The sequence below is a fragment of the Photorhabdus temperata genome, from assembly GCF_025384845.1.
Classification (GTDB): domain Bacteria; phylum Pseudomonadota; class Gammaproteobacteria; order Enterobacterales; family Enterobacteriaceae; genus Photorhabdus; species Photorhabdus temperata.
On sequence record NZ_JAJAFX010000006.1, the window covers coordinates 61078 to 73795 of the forward strand.

General features: G+C 41.7%; 13 protein-coding genes. 6 read left to right on the forward strand and 7 right to left on the reverse strand.

Annotated elements, in window-relative coordinates; all coding sequences use genetic code 11:
• Both LGZ99_RS03580 and LGZ99_RS03585 read right to left on the reverse strand, forming a co-directional pair.
• Positions 1-141, reverse strand: a complete 141-nt coding sequence (locus LGZ99_RS03580; protein ID WP_155806686.1) for a hypothetical protein — start codon at positions 139-141, stop codon at positions 1-3.
• A gap of 278 nt (positions 142-419) precedes the next feature.
• Positions 420-1232 (reverse strand): 2OG-Fe(II) oxygenase family protein, encoded by an 813-nt coding sequence (locus tag LGZ99_RS03585; RefSeq protein ID WP_023046120.1) that lies wholly within the window; start codon positions 1230-1232, stop codon positions 420-422.
• A 593-nt stretch (positions 1233-1825) separates the two neighbouring features.
• Between LGZ99_RS03585 and LGZ99_RS03590 the strand changes: the two genes are divergently transcribed.
• Both LGZ99_RS03590 and sanA read left to right on the forward strand, forming a co-directional pair.
• Positions 1826-1981 (forward strand): hypothetical protein, encoded by a 156-nt coding sequence (locus LGZ99_RS03590; protein ID WP_023046118.1) that lies wholly within the window; start codon positions 1826-1828, stop codon positions 1979-1981.
• Between the two features lie 27 nt (positions 1982-2008).
• On the forward strand, positions 2009-2749 hold the full coding sequence (gene sanA, locus LGZ99_RS03595; protein ID WP_262978848.1) for an outer membrane permeability protein SanA: 741 nt from the start codon (positions 2009-2011) through the stop codon (positions 2747-2749).
• On the opposite strand, the gene yeiB is transcribed toward sanA, so the two are convergent.
• The 3 genes from yeiB to LGZ99_RS03610 all read right to left on the reverse strand — a co-directional run bounded on the left by yeiB (position 2721) and on the right by LGZ99_RS03610 (position 5950).
• Positions 2721-3866, reverse strand: coding sequence for a DUF418 domain-containing protein YeiB (gene yeiB / locus LGZ99_RS03600; protein WP_262978849.1), 1146 nt, complete (start codon positions 3864-3866; stop codon positions 2721-2723). The two genes, sanA and yeiB, sit on opposite strands and share 29 nt — an antisense overlap.
• 22 nt (positions 3867-3888) lie before the next feature.
• Positions 3889-4548 carry a GTP cyclohydrolase I FolE gene (gene folE, locus LGZ99_RS03605; RefSeq protein ID WP_262978850.1) on the reverse strand — a complete coding sequence of 220 codons (660 nt, stop codon included), beginning with the start codon at positions 4546-4548 and terminating at the stop codon, positions 3889-3891.
• Positions 4549-4756: 208 nt separating this feature from the next.
• Positions 4757-5950: a YbfB/YjiJ family MFS transporter gene (locus LGZ99_RS03610; RefSeq protein WP_390894001.1), complete on the reverse strand. Its 1194-nt coding sequence runs from the start codon at positions 5948-5950 to the stop codon at positions 4757-4759.
• 339 nt (positions 5951-6289) lie between these two features.
• On the opposite strand from LGZ99_RS03610, the gene LGZ99_RS03615 reads away from it, so the two are divergent.
• From LGZ99_RS03615 to moeB, 4 genes are all read left to right on the forward strand, one after another.
• Positions 6290-7036, forward strand: coding sequence for an SDR family NAD(P)-dependent oxidoreductase (locus tag LGZ99_RS03615; protein WP_023045688.1), 747 nt, complete (start codon positions 6290-6292; stop codon positions 7034-7036).
• A gap of 151 nt (positions 7037-7187) precedes the next feature.
• Entirely contained in the window at positions 7188-7625 is a 438-nt protein-coding gene (locus tag LGZ99_RS03620; protein ID WP_036837430.1) for a GNAT family N-acetyltransferase, read from the forward strand.
• A 69-nt stretch (positions 7626-7694) separates the two neighbouring features.
• On the forward strand, positions 7695-8936 hold the full coding sequence (moeA, locus tag LGZ99_RS03625) for a molybdopterin molybdotransferase MoeA (RefSeq protein WP_036837427.1): 1242 nt from the start codon (positions 7695-7697) through the stop codon (positions 8934-8936).
• Entirely contained in the window at positions 8936-9688 is a 753-nt protein-coding gene (moeB, locus tag LGZ99_RS03630; protein WP_021325762.1) for a molybdopterin-synthase adenylyltransferase MoeB, read from the forward strand. Before moeA ends, moeB begins: the two co-directional genes overlap by 1 nt.
• 65 nt (positions 9689-9753) lie before the next feature.
• Here moeB and LGZ99_RS03635 read toward each other — a convergent pair whose 3' ends face one another.
• Both LGZ99_RS03635 and LGZ99_RS03640 read right to left on the reverse strand, forming a co-directional pair.
• Complete coding sequence (locus LGZ99_RS03635) at positions 9754-11349, reverse strand: ABC-F family ATPase (protein ID WP_021325761.1); 1596 nt, start codon at positions 11347-11349, stop codon at positions 9754-9756.
• A 191-nt stretch (positions 11350-11540) separates the two neighbouring features.
• A complete protein-coding gene (locus LGZ99_RS03640) occupies positions 11541-12671 on the reverse strand; it encodes an N-6 DNA methylase (RefSeq protein WP_036837425.1) in 1131 nt (376 codons plus the stop codon).
• Positions 12672-12718: the final 47 nt, after the last annotated feature.

The window sequence follows — 12718 nt, forward strand, 5'->3', positions numbered from 1 at the left end:
TTATCCGCCAGGATCGGGCAAAACGTTTCCCACATTATCGGCTGTTACTCGTCCCTGGCGAGTCTGGCATAAACCCAGAAGACAGAAACGACGAGCACCACAGCCTTTAAACCCACTATAACCTCTATGCCGCATATTCATTGCGGCATTTCACTATCTGAAAATCCTGCAAGATTTTTTCCTCATATTTCCGCCCACATTAGCCGAAGGTCTATGGCAATTTTTACTAAATTATACTTAACTGATATAGTATTATTGAATTGCACATTCACAGCAAAAAAAATATATATGCTTTACGAATTTAACATGACACTTCTATTTTCTTCATTTCTCTTATATATTTATGGGATTGGGATATGATACTCCCAATCCCTAAAAGAAAAAACATTCCCAACATGCTAATTACATCAATAATATCATTAATTCCATAGCATTAGATGTTTATTTGGTGATAAGCCGATGAAACTTTGCAATGATATTCTGCTTCCCTCAGAAAAGCTACGAATTGCATGGGGTTTCCTGGTGTTTATTATTATTAAATCTCCCAATTCTGGCTTAATACAAATAGATGGAGGAAGAGAACCCCGCCAATCATGTTCTGAACTATCTTCAATCAACTCGGTAATAGGAATAGCGGGAACATCCCACAACTCTAATTCCCCTCCACTTACAGGTACTTTTATATATATGTTTACAGAAAATTGCCCGAGCAAATTGACAGATTGTTGTTGAAGGCCATCAAAATGAGGTTGTATTTCAGACATGATAGAGAGTTCTGGTCTTCTCATGACCCTGGCAATCCCCGCATGCATCTTTTTACCTTCAAAATTTGCAATACTGGCACCCGCAGACCATACTTCATCCAGTTCTAAACGAAATTTATCGAAAGGCGCCAGCATTGGAGCACAGAAATTTCTGACGTTTCTTATTGCGGGTAATGCATTCTCAAAATATCTTTTATAGCTATCACTATCTTTAGGTTTTCCAAAAGTCGAATTATAAGGCACACCAACTCTATCAACACCATAATCGACTAAAACAATTTTATCTCCTTTTTTTAAATCATGAAGATAATGTTCCAGATTTTCATGAGAGAGGAAAAAATCAGAAAGTTTATTTGAAATATGACTATCTACATATTTTTTCACATGAACTGCTAACACTTCATCATTAAATAACTTATCGAGATCACTTTCTTGCAAAGAATTAGATAAAATCACTTCATTTTTCATAAAAGTCACCTTGTTATACTTAACATGATTTTGGAAAATTCTCCTACATAAAAATACACCAGAAAATGTTAATTCCAATATTCTATCCAGTAAAAGCACTTTTAATCAACACGATATTAATCACCAAAATAGATATAGATATATATTTAAGTTATTTTACTAATTCCACATTTAATAATAGTGAAAGCTTATGATTGCAATGATTTTATTTTATGAGATTTACTATAACCTTAAAAACAATCAATTTAATATTCAATGATAATTATAATGATAAATAAACAACATAATCCCTCATAAATTCCTGGCAGATCAGAATGGGCATATCTACCGCAGAAACAGATTCGGCAATATATTATTATTTAACATCAATATTGAGCATAAAGTAAACCGTGTGAAAATCAAAAATAACATACCAGAATTCATAAAAATAATATACATATTCTTAACCTGAATATTGTTATCGAATTTTATTTTAATGTCTTAATCTTCCAGTATTTTTTCAATCTCAACATTTGACTGCACCCTTACATTAAGAATCGGGCTTTACGGTATATCCGCAGCGTCTACAACGCCTTAAAAACAGGAAATGAGAAGTGAAGCCACCATATGATACCCCAGATACGATGCCTGCCGACTGCGGCGGGACAAAATATCAAGAAGCAGACAACAAAAAACCACTGTCAGGCTTTTTTCTTATAGAGAAAACTTGCTTCGGAATTTCAGGTAAAGTAGCCTTTAGTCAATATTAGTCATTGATACATATTAAAGGCAAAAGCATGTGGAAGCTCCTGATAATTGGTCTGTTATTCATCGCAGGGATGCTGACGCTCACAGCTATTGCACTTGATCGCTGGATTAGCTGGAAAACGGCCCCTTATATTTTTAATGACCTCAAAAAACTTCCTGAACGTGAAGTGGGTATGGTGCTTGGTACGTCTAAATACTACCATTCTGGCGCACCCAATCAGTATTATATGTACCGCATTCAGGGTGCAGTTAATGCTTATAACAGCGATAAAATCAAATATCTATTACTGAGTGGCGACAATGCCCAGCAAAGTTATAACGAACCTGTCACCATGCGCAGGGATTTAGTAAAAGCAGGTATTCCTGCCACAAACATCGTGCTGGATTTTGCTGGTTTCAGAACGCTTGATTCGATAGTCAGAACCCGTAAAGTTTTTGACACCAATGATTTTACGATTATCACTCAACGATTCCATTGCGAACGGGCGCTGTTTATCGCTATACATATGGGAATTGACGCTCAGTGCTATGCAGTTTCCACACCTAAAAATATGATTACCGTCCGGTTACGTGAAATAATTGCCCGCCTTGGCGCCTTGACTGATCTCTATATTTTGAAACGCGAACCGCGTTTCCTGGGTCCTTTGATCCCAATTCCTGCTCCGCATAAAATACCAGAAGGTATAACCGATTATCCGGCGGTAACCCCGGAAGAATTGCAGGAAATGGACAAAACCCAGCCTAAGAGGAGCGTGCCAATGCCGCCGTAACATTTCGCCACAGCCATTCTAATGGCCCTTGCTGGTGACAGCGTAACCACCAGCATGAAAAAAGAATATTTACGGTCCAAATAAATGGAATAAATGCCAGTAACTCCAGACGGCTGAATTGACCAAATAATCCAAAGTGATAAAACAACACAGTACAGATTAAAGTTTGCAGTAAATAATTACTCATCGCCATTCGTCCAACCTGCCTGAGCCAGCGATTAATTCGCCAACATACAATTACCGGCCAGAAACCATAAATCAAAGCCATATAACCCAGCGCCTGAAATGGAATTACCAATTCAGAAAGGATATAGCCAACAATACCTGACCAAAAGTAATCCCAGTCATGCGCATATTGGAGCGCCACAGAGAATATCTGGACAGCAACACTGAGAGGTATCAGTAATAGCGCCACATTTCGATAATGGCTCACCGGAAATTCACCTTTCAGCCAGCCATTACGCACCAATCCGGCACCACATAACATAATGCCGATCAGTTGCCAGCCATACTGAACAAACAGCATGACCATCATCAACATAACCTGATTAAAACGTTCTTCTATTGCCAGCCATCCACCACCCGTTTTCCAGAATATTTCGTATAACATGTGGAATTCGGTCGGTCGCCAGGCATCGTTAGATTCACCTCTGGAAAAAAAACCAAGAATAAATAACAGCACTAATCCAATCAGATAAAAAATAGCGCCTTGCATAAATAACCGGCTACTGGTGCTATTTTGACTAATCAGATGAAAACTAAAAAAACCGGCCAAACTGTAAGAGAGTAAAATATCACCATCCCAGAACAAGATGCCATGTATCCCGCCAATCAGGGCAAGTATGATTAATCGTGGGTAGTTCCAGACTTTGCCCCTTGGCAGTAGTAACTCCAGTGTTGCACCAAATAAGAAGGCAAAAATACACAGGAATTTTCCCTGAGCAAAGATACTGAGCACAGACCAGATAATCAAATCAGTTGCAGAAGCAGAACCATTATATGCCGGGTTCAAATAAGCCGCGGATGGCAAAGCAAAACCGGAGATATTGAGCAGCAATATCCCCAGAATCGCCAGACCACGAATACTGTCCAGTGAACCAATTCTCTGGCGGGTCATTCTTATTATCCCGATGCAAAAATTACAAATGGCGTGTTGTGCGTAAAAACTCCTGACGGGTATTTTGACTGGATTTAAACAATCCCCCCAAGGATGTCGTTGTCGTGGTACTGGTTGCATCACGGATGCCCCGGGCTTTCACACAATAATGGACCGCATCAATAGATACGGCAACATTATTGGTGCCAAGAAGTGTCTGTAATGCAATCAAGATCTGTTGGGTCAGACGCTCCTGTACCTGTGGGCGCTGCGAAAAAAACTGCACAATGCGGTTAATTTTAGATAACCCAATCACTTTATCTTTCGGGATATAGGAAACAGTCGCCTTACCATCAATAGTCACAAAATGATGTTCACAGGTACTGGTTAACGTGATATCACGCACCGTCACCATTTCATCCACTTTCATTTTATTTTCTATCAATGTGATTTTCGGGAAATTACTGTAGTCCAGCCCTGAAAAAATTTCATCAACATACATTTTTGCAATACGGCTGGGGGTTTCCGCCAAACTGTCATCACTTAGATCAAGATTCAACAGTTTCATAATTTCCGTCATATGCTCCTCAATCCGCACTTTGCGCACTTCCGGCATCAACGCCTGACCACGAAGAGGAGTTTCAAGACCACGAGCTTCCAGCGCCGAATGCACAAGCTCAGCTTCTTTACTTAGGGATGACATTGTTTTCTCCAAAGGTATTACTTTCCATTATCTGGCGGGTAGTGAAATTGATGTTCGAGTCATTAGTACTATAACTAAGGCAATCTGATATTTCGCGCCACGTTAACATCGCGGCCATGATTGGTATAGCACAACCAAGCGTCTGAGCCAACAATTCAGTTCGCTTGGATGTGGGATAAACTGATATTTGCATGTGCGTTTTATGGCATCACATACGAGCTTCACCAACTGGTTTACTCCTGTTACAAACCAGCAACCCAGCAATCACCAAAGTGATCAATGCCACATACAACGCAGGTTCCAGTTTCCCGGTTATCGCAGTGGAAACCGCTGACAGCACCGGCCCAACAAGCTGCCCAATAGCATAGCCTGTAGTCAGCAACCCGGCCATATAACGGCTATGTTCTGGTGCCAGTTCACGCCCATACTGAAACGCCATTTGCACCGCGCACATAAAACCACCACCAATCAGCAAAGCGCTTAAGGCCAAGCCACTTATTCCCGGCACAATCTCAGCGATAAGAATCCCCACGGCCTGGATCCATAAAGTGATTGCCAGCCGGATTTGGGTTGTCAGCATATGACGGGTCAGAATAGCGAAACCGATGCCGATGACTGCGGCGCCACCAAATATCGGCCAGACAAACTGAGCAAACAAGCTGCCAGGAAAACGATCACTTGCCATTTGCGAAAGAAAAGTGGCAGGCAAAATATAACCAAACCCCGCCAAACTGTAGCTCCATACCAACCGCTTAATTGCGGGTGTCCAAATCAGCTTCTTCACCTCAGTCTGTGAACGGTGCAGTTTACCGCTACGGGGCAAATGCTGACTAATATAGAGACTAAAAATCAGCGCCACAATGCCATACAACATCCATGCTTCGGCAGCACTCAGTTGCCATGCCTGAATCCCGACAGCAAGAATACCAGTAAAGAATATCCCGACTCCAGGTCCCGCAAATATGGCAACACCCAACGCAGGGCGGTTCAAGCTGGCTAACTGCTCATTTACCCATGCCGCCACCAGCACTAATGTCAAGCCACTTGCCCAACCAATAAAAAAACGGGCGACACTGTGTAATATCGGCCCATCCAGCAGTGCAGAGAGCAACGTGATAATGACCACTCCCCATAATCCTGCCCAGAGCCGATATTCAATAAAACGGCGCGCCCGCATCGCATCATAGGAACCCGCCAGATATCCCAGATAATTAAAAGCTGCGACGATACCTGCGCCAGTCAGACTAATCTGGGATTCTGCGATCATTAAGGGAACTTGAGGAGTGAAGGTAAAACGTCCAATTCCCATAGCAACAACCAGTGCCAAAAAACCACTCATTGCGATATGAAAAGCCTGATAGCTGTAATTCGGCTGGGGAGAAGTTGAATTGTTCATCGTCATGAAAACATCATTTTTTAATTTGTTTTTCACAAGCTATAACAAAAATCAAATGCAATACACTCTTCTTATTAATAAAATTTACATAAAGACGTAAAGTATTTCTTCCCCTTAATAAAGTATTCAGTAAGCCTTAAGTTACGGTATCTGGGACGACAAAGTATTTGAAATCTCATGCTCCGTTCTATTCGTTCACCTTTGACCAAGGTTAAATCAGACTGTTACAGCGCAACATAAACTGATCCTGCACTCAATAGTGCAATAATGATACTGTCAAGCCGCTGCCAGAAATGTATGCTTTGTCATGTTGTGTGTACCAATATTATTAATAAGGAGCTTTTTATGTATAAAGAATTCCAAGGCAAAACAGCAATTGTTACCGGAGGTGGAACCGGTATAGGACGGGCAATCAGTATCATGCTAGCGAAACAAGGTGCTGCCGTGGCAGTTATCTATTCACAAAGTGAACTTGAAGCTCAGGAAACAACAGAATCTATTATCCGGGACGGAGGGCAAGCCATAGCAATAAAAGCCGATATTGCCGATGAATCCGCTGTGCAGGCAATGATCAACACTGTTGCCGAAAAATTTAACGGTATCGACTACCTGATTAATAATGCAGGGACAACAAAGCAACTTCAATTTGATGATCTCGAATCTATATCCGACAGTATTTGGGATACCATTCTTGACGTTAACGTGAAAGGCACATTTCATTGTTGCCGGTATGCAGCACCTTATCTTAGGAAAAGAGCGGGTAGTGCTATCGTGAATGTCGGTAGTATCTCTGGTGAAACCGGTCATGGTTCTTCCATTCCCTATGCGGTTTCCAAATCAGCCATTCACGGGCTCACAAGATCATTGGCACGTGCGTTGGCGCCATCAATAAGAGTTAACTGCGTGGCACCAGGCGCGGTCGAAACCAGGTGGTGGAAAGGACTGGAGGAGAAAATGCGAACCCTCTGTACACATTTGCCTTTAGAACGCATCTCAACACCAGAAGATGTTGCAGAAATAACCTTGATGTTACTAAAAGCAGAAGCAATGACAGGGCAGATCATCAAGATTGACAGCGGTCAAACTTTATAAAATTTACCTGATAACATCGTAAATATTGCTAGCTGGTTGACTTCAGATTCGATCTGACTTACTACAGCGACCAGCTATTTACTCTAAGTGAACGTCAGATAATTCACATGCTCATCTTTGCCAAAATGAGCTAATTCTCAAAGGATATTACATGTGTATAACCCTTACTGATGTGGATAAAGACAACTACGAAGCTGTCTGTGATCTAAGTGTAGCCAAGCACCAGTATGAATATGTTGCAGACAATACGTGGTCACTCGTTGAATCAAAATTCAATCCCTCATACCAAACACGCACTATTTGCTTAGACGGCAAACCTGTCGGATTTTTTATGTGGGTGCCTGAGACGGAGCGGAGAATATCGATTTGGCGATTTATGGTGGATCAGCACTATCAAAACAAGGGTATTGGGCGCAAAGCAATGCTGTTGGCCCTTGATGAAATTAGGCGAACAGATAAATTGGAAGAGATCGAAATCTGTTACAACCCGAATAATTCTGTCGCGCAAAACTTTTATGCCAGCTTTGGTTTCGTTGAAGTCGGCACGGATGAAGACAGTGAAGACATGTTGGCAATTATTAAAGTTTAATATCACTAACGCATATGATGATCTCTGCCATAATGGTGCTATTATAAAATGCTATCTGGGAGCACCATTATGGATCACTGTCACACCTCTGGATTGATCTCTTTAGAACAAGCACTGGAAAAACTCCTGACGCAAGTTGCACCACTGACTGACACAGAAACCGTCAATCTCATCCCATCATCAGGGCGGATTACCGCGGCAGATATTCTTTCTCCTATCAATGTCCCGCCTTTTGCTAACTCAGCAATGGATGGTTATGCCGTTCGCTATGCCGATTTGAATGGAAACATCCCTCTTCCTCTGGCAGGAAAAGCACTGGCTGGCGCGCCTTTTCAGGGAGAATGGCCTGCGACAACCTGCATCCGGATTATGACCGGCGCTCCTGTTCCCGCAGGTGCTGATACTGTCATTATGCAAGAGCACACAGAAGTTACTGATGATGGCGTTGTTTTCTCTCAACCAGCCAAACGGGGCCAGAATATCCGTCTGGCGGGCGAAGATATCGCCAAAGGGACGGTAGTATTGCCGGCAGGCAGTAAATTATCCACCGCTCAATTACCACTGATTGCCTCTCTGGGAATCGCTGAAATCGAAGTGGTTCGCAAATTAAAAGTTGCCATTTTCTCCACCGGTGATGAACTGCAAGCCATCGGCCAGCCACTTAAAGAAGGCCAGATTTATGATACCAACCGCTTTGCTGTTCGCCTGATGTTGGAAAAACTGGACTGCGACGTTATTGATTTAGGCGTTATTGCCGATAATCCCAAAGCCTTGCGCAAGGCTTTCGAAGAAGCGGATCAAAAAGCGGATTTAGTTATCAGCAGTGGCGGCGTCTCTGTGGGTGAAGCAGACTACACCAAGCAGATGTTGGATGAACTGGGAGAAATCCGTTTCTGGAAACTGGCAATTAAACCGGGTAAACCTTTTGCTTTTGGCAAATTGAAAAACGCCTGGTTCTGTGGTTTGCCTGGTAATCCAGTTTCAGCTGTCCTGACCTTCTATCAACTGGTGCAACCTCTAATCGCCCGTCTGTCCGGTTTTACAGCATGGCAACCACCCATGCGCCTCCATGCCAAGGTGACTACGCCATTGAAAAAAACACCGGGAAGAACAGATTTTCAACGCGGTATTGTCTCTGTAAATAAACAAGGTGAGCTGGAAGTCCGCACGACAGGACATCAAGGTTCTCATATATTCAGTTCATTCAGCCTGGGTAACTGCTTTATCGTTCTGGAGCGCGAACGTGGCCGGGTAGAAGCTGGCGAAATTGTTAAGATCGAATTGTTCAATCATCTATTGAAAAACGAATAATGACCATTGAACTGACAGACGCAGAAACCCTGCGCTATAACCGTCAGATTGTCCTGCGTGGGTTTGATTTTGACGGCCAGGAAAAACTGAAATCCTCAAAGATCCTGATAGTGGGTACGGGTGGCTTAGGTTGTGCTGCATCCCAGTATCTGACAGCAGCAGGCGTGGGAACGATAACACTGTTGGATTTTGATACCGTTTCTCTCTCGAATCTGCAACGGCAGATCCTGCATCGAGATGAACGCATCGGGATGGCTAAGGTACACTCGGCCAAAATAACGCTTCAAGCAATAAACCCGCATGCCACCATCAACACCGTCGATGCATTGCTGGAAGATCAGGCGCTGGATGAACTTATTAGCGAAAATGATGCTGTACTGGATTGCACTGATAATGTGACGATCCGCGAACAGTTGAATCGCCTATGCCTGGTCAGGAAAACTCCACTGGTTTCCGGCGCAGCTATTCGTATGGAAGGACAATTAACCGTATTTACTTATCAGCCGGATTCCTCCTGCTACCACTGCTTGAGCAGACTGTTTGGTGAAAATAACCTGACTTGTGTAGAAGCGGGCGTGATGGCACCACTGGTCGGTACCATCGGGACATTGCAAGCCATGGAAACCATCAAATTACTCACTGGATATGGCAAGGTAAGCAGCGGAAAGGTTTTGCTGTTTGATGCCATGACGATGCAATTCCGTGATATTAAATTACTGAAAGATCCCAATTGCGAAGTGTGCAGCAGCTAACCATCCACTGATGAACATAAGTTGCCCCAGTTATCTAAACCGGAGCAACTTATTCTGCAAAGCGCTTACTCAGTAATCCCCTGACTTCTCAGGTATTCATCATAAGTCCCTTTAAAATCAACGACTGTATTAGATTTAATTTCCAGAACACGGCTTGCCAATGAGCTGACAAATTGCCGATCATGAGAAACAAATATCAAAGTCCCTTTATACAACTCAAGAGCCAGGTTCAAGGATTCAATGGATTCCATATCCAGGTGGTTTGTTGGCTCATCCATTATCAGAATATTTGGCTGTTGCATCATCAACTTGCCAAACAGCATCCGGCCTTTTTCACCACCAGATAACACCTTAACTTTCTTCTTAATATCATCCTGACCGAACAATAAACGCCCTAGCACGCTGCGAACAGCTTGCTCGTCGTCCCCTTCTCTCTTCCACTGACTCATCCAATCGAAAACCGTCAGATCGCAGTCAAAATCGCCGGCATGATCCTGAGCATAGTAACCAATGCTGCTATTTTCAGACCATTTAACCGTGCCACTGTTTGGCTCTGCTTCACCAACCAGTGTTTTCAGGAAAGTCGTTTTACCGATACCGTTAGCACCGATAACCGCCATTTTCTCGCCAACTTCCAGCAACATATTGAGATTTTTAAACAGCGGGCCATTGTCATAGCCTTTCGTCAAACCTTCCAGTTCCAGAGCATTACGGAATAATTTCTTATCCTGCTCAAAGCGGATATAGGGATTCTGACGGCTGGATGCTTTCACTTCATCCAACTGAATTTTATCAATCTGACGGGCACGGGAAGTCGCCTGTTTTGATTTGGAGGCATTGGCACTGAAACGGCTGACAAAAGATTGCAACTCCGCAATCTGTGCTTTCTTCTTCGCATTATCAGCCAGCAGACGTTCACGTGCCTGAGTTGCAGCAACCATATATTCATCATAATTGCCGGAGAACAGACGTAACTCACCATAATCCAGATCTGCCATGTGAGTACAGACTGTATTCAGGAAATGACGATCATGGGAAATAATGATCATGGTGCTGTCCCGATCATTTAACACCTGCTCCAACCAGCGAATGGTATCAATATCCAGGTTGTTGGTTGGCTCATCCAATAACAGAACATCAGGATTAGAAAACAGAGCCTGAGCCAGCAAAACGCGCAATTTCCAGCCGGGAGCCACTTCACTCATCGGGCCATAATGTTGTTCTACCGGAATACCCACCCCCAGCAACAACTCGCCGGCACGCGCTTCGGCACTATAACCATCCATCTCGCCGTAGGACACTTCCAGATCCGCAACACGATAGCCATCTTCTTCGCTCATTTCTGCCATCGCATAAATACGGTCACGCTCCTGTTTTACTTGCCACAGTTCCGTGTGTCCCATAATCACTGTATCCAGTACAGTGAACTCTTCAAAGGCAAACTGATCCTGACGCAGTTTACCAATACGCTCATTTGGATCGGTGCTGACGTTACCGGCAGTTGGCGTCAGATCGCCACCAAGGATTTTCATAAACGTGGATTTGCCAGAACCATTAGCGCCAATCAGACCATAACGGTTGCCGTTGCCAAACTTGACAGAAATGTTTTCAAACAGGGGCTTACTGCCAAATTGCATGGTGATGTTGTTTGTACTTAACACTGCATTCGCTCTTAAATTTAGAAACAAAAGGGAAATCGGAAAAAATCGATAGCGGCGCATTATGCCACAATAGAACAACAGTATCGCCTATAGTTACATTTGTTTCTCCGGTAAGAAGGAGGAAATGAATGATAACATGAATAAACAGGTAGAAATAACCTATAAGAAACCTAATAATTTATTAGAAAATTTTATAATAATGATTCAATTAACTTGAACATTTTTTCTTTCGTAATATGCATAGCACAAGTACCGGTGGCATTTTCAGTTAACCAAGATTTTCTATTTTTCTTCCAAAAATTAAGAAAAGTAATTCTATCATTACTATTAAAGAAACGAATACAAAACACACAATCTGAAACTATAGCTTCACCAACAGCAACAATATTAGTTTTCCCCAACACTCTAGTACCAACTCTAGATATTATAATATCTCCCTCTATAGTTTTCCTTACATTACCATAAATCTTAATTTTTGGGAGATATATATAACATAGGTCATCACTCATAGTAGTAGTATGTATATAGGCTTCTGATATTTTTTTGCACTCTTTACCAGAAATATTACCTCTTATAATTAAGAATTTATTAGAATATAATTTTTTTCCAAATTCTATGTTGTTATATAAACTGTTTATAACTGAAGTATTACTTTCCGCAATTCCAAAATCAGAACCAACTTTAATTGCATTAAAACAATAATTACTATTAGCCTTTTCCTTTTTTATCACTAGAATATATGTTTTTGCTTCTGTTTTCTTAAAAGACTTATGTTTAAACTCAATTAAATATTGAAGAGTATTGTTAGTAAAAACAGCTTCCCGAAAATCACGAAATTTCACACCTTCTATTAATAATTCTGGTACTATAATTGCCAAAATACCATTTCTTTTCAAAAAGAATAAATTTATCGCCAAAAAAAACATTTCGGCTCTAATTTTTTTCAATTTTCCAAACTTATCACCTAATATAGTGCCTAAGAAAAATCTAATATTTTCATTAGTGTTAATATACTCAAAAGGGGGATTACAAACAGCCAAATCAAAAAATTTATTCCCTAACAAGGTCTTACAATTTTCTTCTGTAGCATCAACACAAAAATGTGTTGAATATGGAAAATTATCTTTAAGAACCTTATGATTAACAGGATCAATTTCGATCGTTGTGAAATGTAAGTTTATCCAACGCTTTCTTAAAGCGTGTAACAAAGCACCCTCACCAGCACTAAGCTCTAAACAAGTTTTAGGATTGTCAAACGTAATAAATGAAGTGAGCAAATCACTAACATCTTTACTCGTATAATATTGATTAAAATCGATCACTTTGTTATCATTACGTGCATGAAATCGTAGTATTCTACTTCATTTTG

What these genes read in the sequence shown, in the direction of transcription:
- moeB (WP_021325762.1), top strand. Translation starts at nt 8,936, where the DNA reads ATGACCATTGAACTGACAGACGCAGAAACCCTGCGCTATAACCGTCAG.
- LGZ99_RS03585 (WP_023046120.1), bottom strand. Translation starts at nt 1,232, where the DNA reads ATGAAAAATGAAGTGATTTTATCTAATTCTTTGCAAGAAAGTGATCTC.
- yeiB (WP_262978849.1), bottom strand. Translation starts at nt 3,866, where the DNA reads ATGACCCGCCAGAGAATTGGTTCACTGGACAGTATTCGTGGTCTGGCG.
- LGZ99_RS03615 (WP_023045688.1), top strand. Translation starts at nt 6,290, where the DNA reads ATGTATAAAGAATTCCAAGGCAAAACAGCAATTGTTACCGGAGGTGGA.
- folE (WP_262978850.1), bottom strand. Translation starts at nt 4,548, where the DNA reads ATGTCATCCCTAAGTAAAGAAGCTGAGCTTGTGCATTCGGCGCTGGAA.
- LGZ99_RS03620 (WP_036837430.1), top strand. Translation starts at nt 7,188, where the DNA reads ATGTGTATAACCCTTACTGATGTGGATAAAGACAACTACGAAGCTGTC.
- moeA (WP_036837427.1), top strand. Translation starts at nt 7,695, where the DNA reads ATGGATCACTGTCACACCTCTGGATTGATCTCTTTAGAACAAGCACTG.
- sanA (WP_262978848.1), top strand. Translation starts at nt 2,009, where the DNA reads ATGTGGAAGCTCCTGATAATTGGTCTGTTATTCATCGCAGGGATGCTG.
- LGZ99_RS03610 (WP_390894001.1), bottom strand. Translation starts at nt 5,950, where the DNA reads ATGACGATGAACAATTCAACTTCTCCCCAGCCGAATTACAGCTATCAG.
- LGZ99_RS03580 (WP_155806686.1), bottom strand. Translation starts at nt 141, where the DNA reads ATGAATATGCGGCATAGAGGTTATAGTGGGTTTAAAGGCTGTGGTGCT.